The organism is Vallitalea okinawensis (genome assembly GCF_002964605.1).
Classification (GTDB): domain Bacteria; phylum Bacillota; class Clostridia; order Lachnospirales; family PQDH01; genus Vallitalea_A; species Vallitalea_A okinawensis.
Map to the genome: position 1 here is coordinate 575,515 of NZ_PQDH01000003.1, position 17,276 is coordinate 592,790.

25 protein-coding genes are annotated in these 17,276 nt (G+C 31.7%); all 25 read right to left on the reverse strand.

The window, feature by feature from the left end; genetic code table 11:
- Positions 1 to 61: 61 nt before the first annotated feature.
- Positions 62 to 898 (reverse strand): Cof-type HAD-IIB family hydrolase, encoded by an 837-nt coding sequence (locus C1Y58_RS12130; RefSeq protein WP_105616308.1) that lies wholly within the window; start codon positions 896 to 898, stop codon positions 62 to 64.
- A gap of 106 nt (positions 899 to 1,004) precedes the next feature.
- A complete protein-coding gene (locus C1Y58_RS12135; RefSeq protein WP_105616309.1) occupies positions 1,005 to 1,562 on the reverse strand; it encodes a GNAT family N-acetyltransferase in 558 nt (185 codons plus the stop codon).
- Positions 1,563 to 1,640: 78 nt separating this feature from the next.
- Positions 1,641 to 2,267, reverse strand: coding sequence for a uridine kinase family protein (locus tag C1Y58_RS12140; protein ID WP_105616310.1), 627 nt, complete (start codon positions 2,265 to 2,267; stop codon positions 1,641 to 1,643).
- Between the two features lie 25 nt (positions 2,268 to 2,292).
- A complete protein-coding gene (locus tag C1Y58_RS12145) occupies positions 2,293 to 2,859 on the reverse strand; it encodes a hypothetical protein (protein ID WP_242985385.1) in 567 nt (188 codons plus the stop codon).
- A gap of 82 nt (positions 2,860 to 2,941) precedes the next feature.
- Positions 2,942 to 3,721 (reverse strand): GNAT family N-acetyltransferase, encoded by a 780-nt coding sequence (locus tag C1Y58_RS12150; RefSeq protein WP_105616311.1) that lies wholly within the window; start codon positions 3,719 to 3,721, stop codon positions 2,942 to 2,944.
- Positions 3,722 to 3,747: 26 nt separating this feature from the next.
- Positions 3,748 to 4,062: a hypothetical protein gene (locus C1Y58_RS12155; protein WP_105616312.1), complete on the reverse strand. Its 315-nt coding sequence runs from the start codon at positions 4,060 to 4,062 to the stop codon at positions 3,748 to 3,750.
- Between the two features lie 45 nt (positions 4,063 to 4,107).
- The gene (locus C1Y58_RS12160) at positions 4,108 to 4,668 is read right to left on the reverse strand and encodes a GNAT family N-acetyltransferase (RefSeq protein ID WP_170311582.1); all 561 of its coding nucleotides are present in this window, start codon (positions 4,666 to 4,668) and stop codon (positions 4,108 to 4,110) included.
- 33 nt (positions 4,669 to 4,701) lie between these two features.
- Entirely contained in the window at positions 4,702 to 5,148 is a 447-nt protein-coding gene (locus C1Y58_RS12165; RefSeq protein ID WP_105616313.1) for a VOC family protein, read from the reverse strand.
- 401 nt (positions 5,149 to 5,549) lie between these two features.
- Complete coding sequence (locus C1Y58_RS12170; RefSeq protein WP_105616314.1) at positions 5,550 to 6,464, reverse strand: helix-turn-helix transcriptional regulator; 915 nt, start codon at positions 6,462 to 6,464, stop codon at positions 5,550 to 5,552.
- Positions 6,465 to 6,559: 95 nt separating this feature from the next.
- On the reverse strand, positions 6,560 to 7,075 hold the full coding sequence (locus tag C1Y58_RS12175; protein WP_157950064.1) for a GNAT family N-acetyltransferase: 516 nt from the start codon (positions 7,073 to 7,075) through the stop codon (positions 6,560 to 6,562).
- 81 nt (positions 7,076 to 7,156) lie between these two features.
- On the reverse strand, positions 7,157 to 7,603 hold the full coding sequence (locus tag C1Y58_RS12180; RefSeq protein ID WP_105616316.1) for a GNAT family N-acetyltransferase: 447 nt from the start codon (positions 7,601 to 7,603) through the stop codon (positions 7,157 to 7,159).
- Between the two features lie 92 nt (positions 7,604 to 7,695).
- Complete coding sequence (locus C1Y58_RS12185; RefSeq protein ID WP_105616317.1) at positions 7,696 to 8,250, reverse strand: GNAT family N-acetyltransferase; 555 nt, start codon at positions 8,248 to 8,250, stop codon at positions 7,696 to 7,698.
- Positions 8,251 to 8,272: 22 nt separating this feature from the next.
- The gene (locus C1Y58_RS12190) at positions 8,273 to 8,776 is read right to left on the reverse strand and encodes a cupin domain-containing protein (RefSeq protein ID WP_105616318.1); all 504 of its coding nucleotides are present in this window, start codon (positions 8,774 to 8,776) and stop codon (positions 8,273 to 8,275) included.
- Positions 8,777 to 8,793: 17 nt separating this feature from the next.
- Complete coding sequence (locus tag C1Y58_RS12195) at positions 8,794 to 9,606, reverse strand: GNAT family N-acetyltransferase (RefSeq protein WP_105616319.1); 813 nt, start codon at positions 9,604 to 9,606, stop codon at positions 8,794 to 8,796.
- Positions 9,607 to 9,634: 28 nt separating this feature from the next.
- Positions 9,635 to 10,255 carry an MBL fold metallo-hydrolase gene (locus C1Y58_RS12200; RefSeq protein WP_105616320.1) on the reverse strand — a complete coding sequence of 207 codons (621 nt, stop codon included), beginning with the start codon at positions 10,253 to 10,255 and terminating at the stop codon, positions 9,635 to 9,637.
- A complete protein-coding gene (locus tag C1Y58_RS12205; protein WP_105616321.1) occupies positions 10,245 to 10,808 on the reverse strand; it encodes a hypothetical protein in 564 nt (187 codons plus the stop codon). Before C1Y58_RS12205 ends, C1Y58_RS12200 begins: the two co-directional genes overlap by 11 nt.
- A gap of 53 nt (positions 10,809 to 10,861) precedes the next feature.
- Positions 10,862 to 11,809 (reverse strand): aminoglycoside phosphotransferase family protein, encoded by a 948-nt coding sequence (locus tag C1Y58_RS12210; RefSeq protein ID WP_157950065.1) that lies wholly within the window; start codon positions 11,807 to 11,809, stop codon positions 10,862 to 10,864.
- A gap of 44 nt (positions 11,810 to 11,853) precedes the next feature.
- Positions 11,854 to 12,621, reverse strand: a complete 768-nt coding sequence (locus tag C1Y58_RS12215) for a Nif3-like dinuclear metal center hexameric protein (protein ID WP_105616323.1) — start codon at positions 12,619 to 12,621, stop codon at positions 11,854 to 11,856.
- Positions 12,622 to 12,642: 21 nt separating this feature from the next.
- Positions 12,643 to 12,918, reverse strand: a complete 276-nt coding sequence (locus tag C1Y58_RS12220) for a hypothetical protein (RefSeq protein WP_105616324.1) — start codon at positions 12,916 to 12,918, stop codon at positions 12,643 to 12,645.
- A 39-nt stretch (positions 12,919 to 12,957) separates the two neighbouring features.
- Positions 12,958 to 13,398, reverse strand: coding sequence for a hypothetical protein (locus tag C1Y58_RS12225; protein ID WP_105616325.1), 441 nt, complete (start codon positions 13,396 to 13,398; stop codon positions 12,958 to 12,960).
- Between the two features lie 81 nt (positions 13,399 to 13,479).
- Positions 13,480 to 14,286, reverse strand: a complete 807-nt coding sequence (locus C1Y58_RS12230; RefSeq protein ID WP_105616326.1) for a phosphotransferase family protein — start codon at positions 14,284 to 14,286, stop codon at positions 13,480 to 13,482.
- Between the two features lie 83 nt (positions 14,287 to 14,369).
- Complete coding sequence (locus C1Y58_RS12235; RefSeq protein WP_105616327.1) at positions 14,370 to 15,011, reverse strand: lactate utilization protein; 642 nt, start codon at positions 15,009 to 15,011, stop codon at positions 14,370 to 14,372.
- 235 nt (positions 15,012 to 15,246) lie between these two features.
- Complete coding sequence (locus tag C1Y58_RS12240; protein ID WP_105616328.1) at positions 15,247 to 16,185, reverse strand: phosphotransferase; 939 nt, start codon at positions 16,183 to 16,185, stop codon at positions 15,247 to 15,249.
- A 208-nt stretch (positions 16,186 to 16,393) separates the two neighbouring features.
- Complete coding sequence (locus tag C1Y58_RS12245) at positions 16,394 to 16,858, reverse strand: GNAT family N-acetyltransferase (RefSeq protein ID WP_105616329.1); 465 nt, start codon at positions 16,856 to 16,858, stop codon at positions 16,394 to 16,396.
- A gap of 130 nt (positions 16,859 to 16,988) precedes the next feature.
- Positions 16,989 to 17,276, reverse strand: a complete 288-nt coding sequence (locus tag C1Y58_RS12250) for a DUF1330 domain-containing protein (RefSeq protein ID WP_105616330.1) — start codon at positions 17,274 to 17,276, stop codon at positions 16,989 to 16,991.

The window sequence follows — 17,276 nt, forward strand, 5'->3', positions numbered from 1 at the left end:
TTAGATATGGAGTTCCATTATTTTTATATCAATATGCAATTATCATCTTCTTTCTATACATTTAAGCTCCTTCTCTTTCCAAAATATATCTCACTACACTGTCCTCTTTATTGGTTTCGATTACATGTGTTGCATACTCTTTTAATTCTGGCTTTGCATTTCCAACAGCAATCCGATTTTTGGCTAACTTAAACATCTTGATATCGTTTAAATTATCACCAAATACAGTTAACTCGCTTTTACCTAATCCATAATTATTTACCAAAGATTTTATAGCTTGATCTTTTGTCGCCTTTCTATCATGGATTGTCAACCAATACCACCCAGGAGAATACTGATTTTCTATCAGATGTAATTCTACATGATCAGAAAACTTCCTGTGAATATTCTTTTGTAGATAGCTTAGAATCTCATACTTATCAATTATTGTATAGCAAATCACTCGTTCAGCTAACGTTTCTCTTAAGTTAGATTTTCTCAAGCGTTTGTCTTTTGCTTTTAATCTACTATTCAGATACCACTGCATTCCTCCATTAGTGATTTTATTATAATGTAAATGATCTTCTGTCCCATCAAAAGTTGAGATATAGCATTCTAAGCCATATTGAGTTATCATGCTAAAGATGTCTTCACTATAGTCTCTATCAATATCATTAATTATCTCATGCCGGCCTGTTTTTAAGTCCGAAATGAATGCACCATTAAATTCAATTACAGGTAATTTAAGCAGAACTCCCTGAAAGATAGTTTGAATAGATACGACGCTTCTAGCACTTGCCACTGTAAAATTTACTTCATTCTTAATTAATCGTATTAAATTGGATTTAGAAAACTCAGTTAGAGTAGCATCAGTAGATAATAATGTTCCATCTAAATCAGATATGTATAGATTGTTCATGATAGCATTCATCCTCTTTGCATAGTTTTGTATGATCATTATAATAAGTAAGAAATGACCACTAAGTTAGTTTGTGGTCATGTATCGAATGTCATCTTATTTTGTTTTATTGCATTTTATTCTTGCAATCCAATTTTCTCATGACAATGAAATCTTCTTTAAGATTATTATTGTATACTAAGAAGTCCTTAATGTACTTTACCTCAAGAAAACCATTTCTCTTATATATTTTTCTAGCCTGCCCCCAATTCTCTGATACTATTAAAATCTGCGATTTAACATTTTCACTTTTCTCTAGAATTTTACTGATTGCGTCATTAAATAAAATCTTTCCTAATCCTATTCCTCTGTATATAGGTAATATTCCCATAGATGATATATATAGTTCATTACCCTCAGCATTATGTAAGTCTTTAATAGAATGTCCTAAAGTAAATTGGTCAGTATCGATTTCTTCTTTATAATCCCAGAGTTCTGTACTGATATAACCAATGACTTTCTTATTAGATTCAATTACATAAAATCCTTCTGGAAAGACATCAATTCTCTCTAAAAAGATTGATTTAGGTTCACAGATTTCCAAATTAAAGGACGATTTCTCGATTTCCATTATATCATAAATATCATTTTTAATAGCAATTCTAAGTGTGTAATCTATATTCATGTGATCCTCTTTCCTTCGATTCAAATATAAGTAACTTAATTATACAGATAAAAAATTTAGGCAACACGTTCATCTACTTTAAAAGCATATCTTAGTTTTAAGCATATTAAAACTTTTACAATCACCTGAATTACCATGAATAATTATGTCTGCATTTTCTCGTGGATTATGAATCTTACTAGCAATATATTTTATTTCTTTGGGCATCCATTCCTCTTCCCACTTTTCTCTCATCTCGTCCCCGTCTCTTTCTATACCTCTATTGAGTCTTAGTTGATAGTCGGCTTCTACCCAAATCTTATAATCATAATAATCTCTCAATTCAATTCTACTTGAATATACACCTTCAATTATTATAATACCTTCAGGAATAACTTCATAATTTCCAATTACCTTATCCTCTATCCAGTCATACTTCCTATAGAATGCTTTTTTCTCCTTTTTCAACGGAATTAATACTTCACTTTCCAATCTAGTCCAGTCAAAACTACTGCCAATCTCAGAACTAGTATGACATTCACTATCGCTTTCCAGATAAAAATCATCAAAATGTATGATTTGACATTTATGAAGATGCCTATTTAAATTATCAGAGAAATACGATTTACCTGAACCACCTGGACCATCAATAGCTATTATAATTAAACCTCTTTCTTTAATCACCATATTCAAGTAATCTGCTAACTTTTTATATTGGATATCCATATAGATCTCTCCTATAATCTAGAACTTATTTAATGTTATTATCATTCATAGCTTTTCTTAATATTCTATTACTCCATACTTGTACCTCAACATATCTTTCTGGCGCTAGTTTGCCATCTTTATTCCATTCTTGTGGTAGCCCATACTCCTCAACAATTTTCTTAATCTCCGATAGTGTATATACCTGTTTTCTATATACTTTGCCATCAACATATCTCATCGTTGGAAACAAGTCTCCATATGTAAAGCTAATAGCCCGAGGATCACAAGAGCATATATCAATAGTAAGTGACTTAGGATGCCTATACCATTCTAACAACCAATCACATTTACCTAATGTCATGTAATGAGGTACATGTCGTTCAGGTTTACCACCTTTGTCAATAAAAAGCTTTCTTGTCTTTTGTTCTAAATCTCTACGAATATCCATATATCCATCAAACCGTTTACTAGCAAAACCAATATTATCTTGCCTTAACCTCTCTTGAACTTTCTTTGCCTCAATAATTGATAAATCCGATAAGTTTTTAAACGGTCCTGTCTTTAAATCATAATAATGGTATAATTTCATATGATCCCAACTATACCTCATTAACCTTTTCACCTTCTATCTTTTACCGTTTTGCCTAATTAAAGTACATACTGAACTTCGTATTTCCATCTAACCCCTTATTCTATTGATTTAATTCAAAGAAGAGCTCCGTTTTTACTCCTACTTTTTTAAATCCACACTTTTTATACATTTCTTTTGCGCTATCGCCACTATCAGTTAGTAGATAAGCATACCTAACACCGTGCTGATGAGCTTCTTTTAATAAATGCTTAAGTACAGAAGTTCCGAATCCTTTTCTTTGATGACTTTCCAATATATCAAAATCCTCTATTTTAGCAATATCATTATGCAACATTAGTTCACAGTTTCCTACCGGTATATCATTATCATAGCAAACAAATAAATCAATACCTGAATCTTGCTGATTATATATTTCTGATTTCCTCTCAATTCTCCTATGGGCAAATTCAGTTCCCATGTTAGATTGATTGGCTAGAATATCCACGTCTTTCCCCTCTTTTAAAACCTTCTCTGATATTGCTTTCTTAATAATGGCTCCTTCATTCCCATGTAAATGCTCACCCATTTTCGGCTCAATATACATAAAGTCATATATCTCTACATCAGGAGCTTGAGGTAAACTTTCAATGATTTCAGCATCTATAGAGAAATTACAGTCTACTCTTAAAAAATCTGCTTTTTCAGTTTTTCTTCTATTTAGTTCATCTAAAATAATGTTTCTAATACTCTCTTTACTAACACCTTCTTTTATAAAGGTGAAATTATGCATATACATATCAGGCAGCTTGTCATCATAGTACCTTATTACTTCATGACCTACGTCATTTTCTGTAAATTGAGTTATATATGCTACTTCTGCACTTTTAATTTTATCTAACATTTTAAGTCATCTCCCATGCTAATCTCCTAATCAAAATAGAAAATGAAAACATCTTTGTAACCGTCATTATCTGTTGAATCAACAAATTTAATTTCCTTAATAGTATGATATCTTAATTGATATAAAGCTCCCTCTAATTCTTTCATACCTTCATCATCGTTAATCTTAACGCTTATTTTAACAAAGCTAATTCTATTATCAGTGGAATTCTTATCCAGAATTAGTGTTAGAATAACCATCAACACAAAGAGAATGAATCCTGCTGTCACTATAGGATGTATCAATAATGTTAAATAACTGATTAATGTAATAATCAGACCAGTTATTAAAGCCTTTTTCATTAAGACACCTCTTTCACCTAAATTGAATTATAAAGTTAAATGACCTTAGAGCTTATCATTTATCTTATTATATTCTGAAGAAAGTATCGCATAATGATAAGAGTCATGCCAAATAGGATGTCCTTCAGTTGTAGTTGTAAAGAAAGCATTTTCTATCATATGTGCTTCTCTTCGCATTGATAGTCGCTCTAAAAGTCTCCATGAAGCTGGATTCTTAACATTAGCACCTGCAATAATTCTATGAGCTTTCTTATCATTAAATCCATATTCCAATATCCTTTTACTTGCTTCTGTAGCATATCCATGACCATAAAAGCTAGGATTAAATACATACCCTATCATCCATGTTTTAAATTCATAGGGTTCTTTTTGGGCAAAATAAACATGCCCAATCATCTTTTCATTCTCTTTTAAACAAACGGCCCAAAAATGATTTGGTTCACCCTCTGATCTCCTTATAGCTTCATCAATACATTCTTCCTTTGTAAAAACATCGTAAGGTTCAAATAATACAACATCAGGGTCTGATAAATACTCATATAAATCTTCCCAGTCCTGTGGTACAAACCTACGCAATTTCAATCTGTTTGTTTCCATCTCCTTCATTATAACCACCCCTTAATAGCTAATCATTTATTTCTACTCATTATCTACTCGCCAATTCCCAGTGATCTCAACCTGATTACCATCTGGGTCTTCAATTAAAAAGAAGTGATAAGGTAAAGCTACATTTAAGAACATTATTGGAGAAAGCTTACCAATCTTCAAGTTCTGAAGTCTCTTATACTCAGCATTTAAATCATCAATATAAAAGTTAAGAACAAAGTTATTTCCGTAGGTTATTTTGCGATCTTTAAACCGCTCTATGTATTCTTTACTATAAGCTTCTTTTAGATTTTCATTTTTCTTGAAGCGTTTATCATCATATTTTTGATTAAAGAGAGCTATACAATTCCCTCCAAAGTTAAACTGTGCCCATCTATCAAAGTTTTGAGATGTAACTTTCATCTCTAGTAGTCGTTCATAAAAATCAATTGACTTTTCCATGTCTTTAACTAATAAATATGTAGAACCTAATTGTAACATTTTTCTGCCTCCTCATATTTTCTATGTATTTAACCAAGCTTTTCTCTATCTACAAATAAGACTCGGATACTATCTTATCATAAGGAATAATATAACATTATCCAAGCTCTATTTTACCTCATTATTACAATACTGTCTATAATATTAAGATTACATTGTTAATTGACTTCTATCTTGAGTTAGGTATATTCTTTTCCAATTATATAACTAGAAAAGTGACTAACGTACGTTTCAAGTTTGTGTAGGAGAGTATGATTACTTGCTAGATCGTTTCTACGAAGTAAAGTGATTAAAAGTAATAAAAAACTGGAATAGGAAAGTATGGTACCTTGCGAGCAAAACACGAACTTTCCTATTCCATAAAATGAGGACTGTTTTAGTAACAAGTCCCCATAAATAAATTATCTTATATTAATTTGCCTAACAGGTCTTGCCTCTATATATCCCCTATATCCCATGGGTGCAAGTTGGAATCTTGGTCCATCTTCATCAGCCCATGTAAAACCATAGATTTCTGGATCATAATCTTTCATAACTTCTCCAACCTCACCTATTGCTTCCTGAAAATTTTCATCATCATAAGGTCGCCCTTGAAAGACCATCATCTTACAAGGCTGAAGATCAACCAATTCGAATCCCTCAGGTACTATCCCGTTATAATCAGCAGGCACTTCTACTCCTTGGGTATATAGGGATGTTCCTGGACTACGTAAATTTTCGGGCATCCACATGCCAATTGGTTCATACAATGCTTCTTTGATACTAGAGAGTATTCCCCACACGTCGCATCCAACTTCATCACAGTACTCAAAATAGTGTGTAGCATTTGTACCTCTTTTTACTATTAATTTCCTTCCTGGACGATCAACTACTTGAACAAACACAGCATTAGGCTTTGACTTTTTACACATATTTTCACCTGCTCCTTTTTGCAAACTAAGGTAATAATCACGGATACTATTGGGCATGAAGAGTTGAAGAGGGGGTGTATTTTTACTGTATTGTGAAGGTCTCATACCAAACTGCTTAGAAAATGCTCTTGTAAAACCTTCATGGGAGTTAAAAACAAAGTCAAAAGCAACATCAATAACTTTAGCATCCTCATCTCTAAGTTTAATCGCAGCTTGTGAAAGTCTTAGACTCCTTATATACTCAAAAGGTGTTTTTCCAAGTAACTCCTTAAATATTCTTGTTGAATGCCATGGAGAATACCCAGCTGCTTGAGCCAACTTTTTTAATGTTATTGGTTCTGCAAGATATTCCTCTATATAGTCTTGCATTCGCTGTACAGCATCGATTTTTTCCCAACTTTCCATCTCATCACCTCCAATATAAAGGATAGCAAAAAATAACTATTCTTTCTTGACCTGTATTGCTAAAATCAATAAATTTCAGACTACAAATCCAGTGTTCATACAAGTTTTGTGATATCGTCCCAACCATAGGCAACTTCTGATACTTTCTTGCCACGGTTCACAATCTTCTCTTTAACTGGTCTCCCACCTAAACGCTCATAGAAATTTCTTGATGGATTTTCTGCATATACCCATACCATTAAGCTCTTAATGTTCTTTTCAATCAATTTCTTTATAGCTGCTTGAACGAGTAATTGACCAATCCCTTGTCGTTGATGATATTTTGATATGTAAAGCGTAGACAATAGACCTTCAAACGAATCATCACCACTTATTGTTGAAGCTGATGTGAAGCCTACTAAATCTCCTTCATTATTCTCAGCTACAAATATGAGTTCATTTGATTGAGGATTACCTATTCTATTTGTCCAATTCTTTGTGGCAGTTTCGTAAGTTCTTTTGGAAAGATATGAATCCGGAATAATTCCATTGTATGTATCTTTTCGCGTATCTACATGAACTTTAGCAATTGCTAACGCATCATTAATTTGTGCCTCTCTTATACTTATCAAACAACACACTATTCTGATGTATAGTCTCACTTTTACCCAACACTAGTTTGAAATATGGTATTTTAGTACTCCTATTATCATTTAGTTCTTCTTAATCATGTGTCTATTTTCTATATCTTTAAACCCTAATTTTTTATAGTAATTATATGCTTTTATGTTTGATGGAGTAACTTCCAGAATAATAGTATTATCGCTATAATGGCTGAATACATATTCCATAAAATATGTAGCATATCCGTTTCCCCTATATTTAGGTTTAACATATAATTCATCAATGTTAACGAGGTCTCCTCCATATTCATTACTCCAATATAATATTATTAAGGAATATCCAATAATATCTTCTTGTTCTTCCATAATAATAATTTCCCCTTTTTGAGGGTACATGCTTAGAGTTTCAATAGTTTTACTTATTATTATTATGTCTATAGCTTCTCCCTCAGGGTTCTCATCATATAGAGCTGGTATCATCTCTTGTAATTTGAGTTTATCCTTTGACTCGTAACTTCTTAAAGTAATATTAAACACTCCTTATCTACCCTAAGTCTCATTAATGCTGTATAGCCCAATAAAAATATCTTTCTAATTTGCATATTGATTTTAATCCTGTAGCAAGAGCTTTAATTATGCTTATACATTGCTCTATCAATCTTATATAAAACATGAGGTCTAAGTGGACTATCTTCTGCAACTTTAGGATGGTTAAATGTCCCTACCTCTCTTAGTCCTATTTTGCTCATAACATTAATTGATGGGTGATTTATCTGAGCAGTGAAAGAATAGATATCATTTAACTTCAGTTGATTGAAGGCATATTTAAGACATGCTCTAGCCCCTTCAGTGGCATACCCTCTATTCCAATGTTTATTATCTAAACGCCATCCAATCTCAATACATGGGGTAAATGCTGCCTCAAATGTTGCTTCTTTAAAACCTATAAAACCAATGAACTCATTGGTCTTTTTAACTTCAACAGCCCATAATCCATATCCCTTTTCTTCGAAATGTTTCATGATTTTATCTACAAACTTATTAGATTCTTCTCTTAACAAAGTATTGGGAAAGAATCTCATAACTTCATTATTACTATTCATCATATAAAAGGGCTCTTTATCTTTTTCATCCCATTGTCTAAATCCTAGTCTTTCTGATTCAAATTCATATTTATTGAGCATAGCTTCTTCTCCTTAGTTTATACTATAATTGGTGCTGATGATATTTATTCCATTTATTCTTTACAGTGTCTTCTCCAGCAAAATAATCAACTTTGTCTTGATTATAGAATATCTCTTTGTTAGGTAAAATATTTATTTTTCCTGAATCAGGGTATTCACATATATCAAGCTCTGGATTTATTCTTAAATCTAAATATGTACATGGTGTTTCAGTGTGATTATATAGTTGGTGAGCACCTTTTGAACCTATTTCAAAGAAGACGATATCTCCATCTTTAAGTTCTCTAAATCCTTCTGGCGTTCTAAGCATGACATTTCCACTAAGAATGACGAAGACCTCTTCAGCATTTCTATGAAAGTGATATGGATATGAGTACTTACCTGCATCTAATGATTTAATATCAAATATGACTTGTTTTGCGTTTACTAGTTCATGAAGTTTTTCACTTCTATACCAAGCAAATTCTTTAATTGGTGATTCCTTATATTCAAAGCTAAGTTCTTCTTTATTAAATATATGAGCCATCTCTATCCCCTTTTCTTTTAAAAATTAAACCAATAACATCTATACTGACTATCCTTTTCAAATCCTAGTTTTTCTGCTAACTTTCTAGATGCAATATTATCGTCACTACAATCCCAATAAGGCAGAATAGCATGTTCTAAACAGTCTTGAATGAAATGACTAGCCAAAATATGAGCGTATCCTTTCTTTCTATACTCTTTTAATGTCTCAATACCAATTGTAAAAGTATTGTCAGTTTTAAAGCCTGAATAACATATACTTACTATTTTGTTATCTTCAATGGTATAATAACAGATTCCATTTTTAAAGAAATTACTCAACGTCCCCCAAAACAACTCCAATTCTTTAATTATAAAATCTAGATTTTCTACCTCTAATCCTAATATATCTTGATCAACTTTTCTAATGTCGTAACAATTAAGTTGATGTTTATATTCATCTGTACTTTTATTCCATAAATATGTTAATTGTATACCATATTGAATATCTCGCTCTTCGAACAACTCTTCAATTCTATGATCCCATCTAGTATTTGCTCCTGATATTTCAAACCAATTGATTTCTTTTTGTATTAAATCTCTTATTATGACTTGATTAATAAACTCTTTAATATCTTTTAAAAAGCTATCATTTTTGTCATCACCTATAAAGTAAAATCCCTGCATACCTTGACTCCATACTAACGCTGTTTGAGGGGCATTCCTATTATCAGTATATATCTTTCCAGGGTTATTTTGGTCTATAACTGCATGAACTTCAGGAAAATTTCTTACACCTTCCAATAACATTTTTACTTTATAGTAATCGTTTTGATGAATTTCATGTATCATCTGCACCCTCCCCTTTTTGGGCAGATAACTAATCGATTGTTATCCTTTGTTGGCATGGCTTTCCGTGAGCCATACATACCCATTCGTACTCAGTGTTTTTTAAACTATCAATAGATTGTTGAAGTTTTTGAGTATCCCAGTTCCATGCGTTGGGAAAAGGGGTTAATTTGTTTCTTTTATGTTCAACTAAATCTCCTGCGAATAACACGTCATTATAGAGCATACAGACATGCCCTGGTGTATGACCTGGTGTATAAATTATTTGTATATTTCCTACCTTCATGTTACTTCCATATGGCTCTATATCTTTTATGTACTTTTTAGCAGCCAATTTCCCGATATACTTTTTAAACCCAGGTCTGTCCTTTGTTCCTGTGATATATGGAATGTCTTCTTCATGTGCCCATACTGTGGCTCCTGTTATTTCTTGAAGCCATCTCACATTGCCTATATGATCAATGTCATGATGGGTAAGGAGAATATGTTTAATATCAGTTGGAGCAATATTCATCTCCTGAATTTCTTTTAACATCCTCTTTCCTACAAAAGCATGTCCAGTATCGATTAAGACAAGCTCTTCATCAAACACTAGGAAGCAATTTGAGCTTTTTGTACTATCAAGCCTATAAACATGATCATTAATTTTCAACACTGTCCCTCCTTTTATTATTATTGCCTAGTCGGTCTCTCATTTTAAAATGAGACATAATTAAGAGGAATAAGGCTACCATTGCAAATATCCATCTTAAAGACATTAAGACTGTAAACGTTAATGGTAATACCGGATAAACCTTAAATACGGTCATTATGTAATAGGATAAATTTTCAGGTATATCAAGAATAATGGCTCCCCATGCCCCCCATGCAAGAATCCTATATAGTGACTTTAATTTATTTGATTTTGCATCACCAATCGCTAACACCATACCTACTGCTAAACAATTTGCCCAGATAAATCCAAACAAAAAATCAAATCCAGATAAAAAGGCTAGTGTTGCTTTCTGTTGATTCGTCCAGTTTGTTATAATCTTCTCAGCATTTTCAACACTCAACGCAATAGATAGTCTTCCAAAATCACTCCAAGATGGTCCTGTCCTCATAATTATTATTGAGCAAATAATACATAAGATTGTCAACCCTAGAAACGTATAAAATGTACCTTTTAATGTCTTATTCTCAACATTCTCAAATGGATGCTTCATCTAAACTCCTCCTATTATTTCATTCAATCTTATTCTTGAATCTATTTTATAATTTATCTTTCAGAATAGCTTATTAATGTTTCTTTCAGTATTTTTATTCCTTCATCATAATGATCTTTGTCCACATTCTGTGACCAACTACAAATAGATAACCCTCTATACAACCTATACAAGAGTTTCTTATCATGAATGCTATCCTGATTGATTGCTAAATGACCTTCATAACCTCTTTCAAAAGCTTTCCATAGTGGTTCATTGGAGTCTTTTAAACTATAATAAAATAAAACTAGTTCTCGATCTGCATCTGCTATTACGCTATGTTCAAAGTCAATCACACATACTAACTTGTATGCACCACTATCTTTACTTACTATTAGATTCCTAGCTCCAAAATCGTTATGGCAAAGTCTTGCTTGAATATCGTTATCATTCAAGAACTCTAAAGTCTTCATTAGAGTTTTCTTAGCTTTATTAATTAAGTCAATTTCTTCATGTGTAAACTTATTTAGATTGGTGAATATTCTTTCAACTTCATTTTGAAAATAACTCTTAAAGGTATGATAACTATTTTTAAACTCTAAGTCTTCGTTTAATATTCCATAGTGTTCGAAATACTTCAATGAATGAAGCAGTCCTAATTGTTCACCAGCTTTAAAGTAAATATCTTTCAGATTACTGGTGGGAATTTCTTCTTGTATCGTATCTAGCAAAGCTCCATTAACATACTCATATAATATCCATTCAACCTCATCTAACTTACCATAGTCAACTAAATGTGGTACAAGAATATCTGTATCCTCTAATAATTTCAATGCAGCTACTTCTCTATTCCATCTATTCTTGACATAATAAAACTTAATAACATATGACTTTTCAAATGTCTCTACTAAAAATACTAGATGGCGTTTCAAATCATGATTGCCGATTGGTTTTATTTCAACGACATTACCAATAATACTTTGAATTTTTTTATGAACCTCAATCATGTTATTCTTGAACATCATATACCTCCAGTTAATCGTAGATAATAAATTCATATTATACTTTACTCGTATCCATTTGCCTCCAGATGTTGTTCTTTAAGTAATACAACTTCTACATCTTTGAATTCATCATTTACTATATTAGCCATACTCTTAACTCCAAATAATTCTATAAATGTGTGGCTTCCCACTACTAGATTCATTTGGTGTAGCTTCGCATATTCCACAGTGTATAATATCTTTTCACCTGTTAAATATAGATCACACTTCTCATCCACTGCCTCTTTCATATCAGAGGTTAAATGTCCAGCCCCACATAATATGAATACTCTTTTTATTGGCTTGTTATTGAACTTCCAAAATTGAACTTTTTCTTCTAACTTGCTTTCTACTAAATCAATAAAACCTTCAATATCTTTTTCTTCTTTATATTCACCAATAACGCCACACTTATAACCATCTTCATCACATGTTTTCTTAACTTCATCTAAGCCTAATTCAAGGGCAAGACTGCTGTTTGTACCAAATTCACAGTCATCTAGCGGTAGATGATTATAGTAATGAGATATTCCATTTTCATTTAGTAATCTTTTACATTCATCTTTTAAACCGTATATAAATTTCCATGCATCATGATGAGTCATAATTAAATCAACCTTTTGATCCCTTCCAAGTCTAATAACTTCAGGTGTTAGGTTTGTTGCATATCCAATTTTTTTAATACTCCTACCAGCATTATATGTAATTCCTGACTCTTCCTTATAATTATCAAAAGTACTTGTCTTAAACTTAGAGTCTATAAATCTGATGATTTCTTCTAATTTAACCATACAATAAACCTCCTTGATATGCTACAGTCTCCAATCAGGTCCAGTTATTCCCCCAAATCTTACCCATCCTTCTTTACTTATTCCATTAATCTCATATTCAACTCTGTAAATCGTTCTACCTTTACCATTCATAATAAATGGACCTGTTCCAGTTAATAGATTACATCTCTCTGTACTTATTACATTTCCTCCAAGTGAATTAACCTTCTCATTTATTCTACCCTGATGGTTTTCACCTTGCAAAAAATGTACAAATACAATAATGATAAAAAAAATCACTACGAGTACAATTTCCATATACCTATCCCCTCAATATGATTTTATTAGACAACAGATTTATTTAGTTACACTATATAACCAATCACTTACATTTCTGTGGATCGACTGAGATATTTTATAATATCGCCATTCATCTTTATAGAGTACCATGGCTAATGGCACTGTTTCATACAAATAAACTCGATAATTCTCATCAATTTCAATTCGTATATCAGCACTTAGTTCATTTGGACTAGATACTCTCTTCTTTTTCCACTCATCTAGGCTTAAGCTACTTAACAGATCCTCTTTACTATTTTGAAATATATCGCCTCCAAATTCTAGGTCATTGATTTTTATAGATTCTGACAGTCTTATATAATTTTCTATCTGTTTCGGATGTAAAAGAGATAGTTCTTCCATAAACCTTTTATCTTCCACTGCATTAAATATATAAATAACAATAACTGTGATTATTAGAATACTAAATGGGTATATTATTACTTTATTAATCCTCATACAAACGTCACTTCCTGATTTAATATCTATTACTTTGTATGAACTTTAGTCCATGCAAAAATAGGTCAAATAGTTTAATATTTATAGCTTCTCTATTTCATCTTGAATGAACTCCAATAACTTCTTCTTTTCATGTTCTGGAACCCATTCTATTAATCTAGCTGCTGCAACTGGTAATTGCCACTTTTCGATTGCTTGCATACTAATGCCAGAAATTTTCATATAATGTTTTATGTACTGCTTCAGAAGCACTTTTCTGAATATATTAATAGTTATTTTTTGTCCTCTTGACATGTTATCTGGAAGAACACCATACTTCAACATTATTATAGTTCTAGCCACATCAGCTAATGAATCTCCCTTTGTAGCTGTCATCCAATCAATTATATAGTATTTTTCTCCTTCATTAAGTATGTTATCAGGATGAAAGTCGCCATGACAAAGGTTATTTCCATCAGGAAGTTTTTTCGTATATGTTGTTAACCTCTCCTTACAGCTACTATCAAGTAAATCAGTTGCATTAATGCAATCAATCAGTCTATCTTTAATACTTGAAATATTACCTTCTATTCCCTTATGCATACTATGATGAAGTTCTGCAAAATTCTTTGCATGTTGATATATCTTGAATGGTTCAGTTGCCATTTTTTCCATCATCGTTCTACCATTCACTTTATCATAAACCACACCTATTTTATTATCCTGTTCTACTAGCTCGTATGTTTTAACTACAGGAAACCCGCTATCACTAATTTCTTTTGAAATGTTATACTCATACTCTATTGCTTGTTTTGAGATGCCTGATTTAAATAGCTTTATGATCTTATCATTTCCTACCTCATAAATTTCAGCAGTTCTACCTTGTCCAATTAATTTACCTATTTGCATAGTTACCCTCCAATAATGATTTATCCCTCTACTAGGACAATCCTTTAGCTTTTTTGTTCTTGCAACGTCTCGAACTCGTAGCTTCAATATCCTAACTCTTTACCAACAATAATCACTTTGATTCTATCTTTATTAAACTGACCTTTTATTATTACAAAGTCATTGCATATTCGCTCAGGACTTTTACAATCAATACAATACCCTAACTTAGTGCAAGGTGTATTCTTTTTTAATCTCTTAGCGTCAATTGGTGCTGCATAATTTCTTACCCGTTTCTCTGCCTCATCAATATCTCTTACAATTTTATTTACTCCGACAACGATGATTACTTGTTTAGGCCCATATAGCATCGGCGCAACTCTACTTCCATTACCATCAATATTGTATAGTTCTCCTTGTTCTGTTAATGCATTTGTACCACTCATAAAGGTATCAGCAGAAAAGTTCTTAATATATATTTCCTTCTTTTCATCACTTGTTATTCCTTCTCTATACTTATCAAGAAAAGTAATGTTCCATGAACGAAGAAATTCTATAATTCCTGTTTGAAAAAGTGTCATCGAGTCTCCTACACCTACTACTGAATCCTCGTTGATGAGTTCTTTTAATAAGACTAACAATTGTTTTTCATCATCTGCATAATACCCATCCATATTATGTTTACTCAAATTCTCTATTGTTCTTTTAACTTGCTCATCTCTATACCATAAAACATTCTTTTCCATCCTATCCTCATTTCCTATATCATCAATCTACTTAACTATACTATTTTCACAATACATGTTTATATAAAACTGAAGTTCCCAATAACTAAGGGAACTTCAAACATCGCGTATAATAAAATCATTGTTCGAGTCTATTTAATAATTTTACCTCATTATTCCATAATTGTCCATCATATGACACTTAAATCTCTCTTAAATAAATAAAAACAGATAACTAATGTGAATATTTAGACCTCTAGCCACCTATGTACTCATGTTTTAGTGATAATAATTTTTTTCCAGATGACGTGAAACTCTCCTCATCGTACCATCCCATATTAATCATATGCTTTATATCATCCCAAAACCAATAGAATGCATTTTTAACTATAAATAGCTCTGAAAGTTCACTATTACGTTGATAATACTGAAGTAATCCAAAACGGTCTCCATCAGCATTTTGAAGATGGAAGAGATCAATTTCTTTATCACCCCATCCAGCATCTAGTGGGTCAATAATCGCTGTTATCTTTGCACTATTCTTATCAACTAGTATATTCCAAAGGTTATAATCACTATGAATCAAAGAAGATTTCTCTACTGGCTCCACAAAAATCTTATCGAATGAATCCCATGATTCATCTACGACTTTCATTAAGTAGGGTGATATAGTATCCTTAAAATCTAGGTGTAATATCTGATGTAAATTGTTGATTCTTTCACCATAGCAAGTTCTCCAATCTGAGAACATCTTTACTCCATCTCCAAAACCATTATTATTTGATATACTATGCAAATGAATAAGATTTCCCACCATTTCTTCAACAAACTTATCTCTGTTAATATGATCTGTTGGAAGACTTGCTGCATTAACCCCTTCTACATACTCCATTAGTAATGCTTCAAAGGGAATATCTTCACTATGACTATGTACAAAGTATACTTCTGGAACCTTGATTAGAGAGTGCTTTCTCAATAATTTTAACTGTTTTTCTTCCTGGATGTTTCTTCCACTTTGCTTGTACCATTTAACAACAACTCTAGAAGGCTCCTTACCTATATCTACAATATAAACTCCCCCATAAAAGCCCTCACCTATTTTTTTTGTAAATATTACATCACAGCCATAATACTTATCAATAATTCTTGAAATATATTGATTGTCTTCCTCTAAAAACGATAAATCATAATTCATGTAATCTCCCCTTCAGTTATCAGCTAAATCCATTATAGCTATATTTTAACAATCATTTATCTATCAATCAATCTCAATATATAAAGATTACTATAACAATATTAAAAACTAATTAATCTTTAAATATGAAAAAGGAAATCTCTAATGATTTCCTTTAATTAAACTTTTATACTACATATGGTCAACTATTACCTTAATTTTATTGGTTTTAATCCATTAACTTCTCATAGACTCTTAATGAAAAACCTTCTGGTGCTCCATTTGGAGTCATATCACTGACATGTTTATAGCCACACTTTTCATAAAAGTGATGATTTTGTGTACTCATTGATGGCGTTTCTAATCCCCATTTCTTACTGTCATCATGCATTTCCTCTAATAAAGTCATTACTTGTTTTCCAAGCCCTCTGTTCTGATGTTCAGCATCAATAAATAGACTACAAAGATAGTATTGGTTCTTATTTCCTTTAAAAATATTAACGCCGCCAATAATCGTCTCCCCATTATATATGGAATAATATATACTCTTATGTGACATTTCTTTATGCCATTCCAAACTAATCATATCTTCAGGTATAAAGCCATATTTCTTAAATTCTTCTGCAAAAGCTCTTTTTTTGATATTTGTTAGCAATACTAAATCTTCATCTTGTACTCTTTTCAATTGTAACATGACTCATCCTCCTCTTATTTCGCATACTTACCATTATATTCTAATAGAACATACATTCGTTGTCAAGTACCAAGTAAAACTTAAAAGTTAAGGTTAATATGAGTTATCATTTAGACAATCAAAAAATAATTTATTTACCATGCACAATTATTGTGTCGCAAATAGCAGCTTTTAAACGATGTTTTAATATTTGCTGATATTCACTTGACTTATACCAATTTTCTAACTCTCTTTCATTTGGAAACTTAATAATTATACTTCTGCTATAATCCCATTCTCCTTCTAAAATTTCAGGGTTTGAATCTACAGCAAGGTATTCACCATTATACTTTGAAAATACCTCATCGCATTTTTCTAGATAGCGATTATATTCAACCATATCATTAATTTTAATCTGTGCTATGAAATATACGCTCAC